At 46.3% G+C, this 283-nt stretch carries 1 protein-coding gene; it reads left to right on the top strand.

Annotated features, from left to right (window positions below; translation table 11 throughout):
* A partial coding sequence (locus AAEY78_RS12675) for a phosphoribosyltransferase domain-containing protein (protein ID WP_352339684.1) occupies positions 1 to 283 on the top strand: 283 nt, incomplete at both ends.

Below are 283 nucleotides of genomic sequence, written 5' to 3' on the forward strand. Positions count from 1 at the left end.
GGCTTATCTGCCGGTGTGCACCAAGCGCTACAAACGCGCTATCCGCAAGCGTTGCTGCTAAATTCTACTCGTCATGCCCAGCATGATGACAACAGTAGCGATTCTTTATTGACCACTTTTAGCGAAGACCACAGTCATGCCAGTCAGCATCTTATTTATCAAAGTGCCGATAAAATGACGCAAGCGCAACTACTTGCCAGTAAAACGCTGATTATGGTTGATGATGAAGCATCAACGGGTAATACTTGCGTTTATGTCGTCACAGCATTACGTGAAGCTGGGT

It is taken from the genome of Psychrobacter sp. 16-MNA-CIBAN-0192, assembly GCF_040309565.1.
Taxonomy (GTDB): Bacteria; Pseudomonadota; Gammaproteobacteria; order Pseudomonadales; family Moraxellaceae; genus Psychrobacter.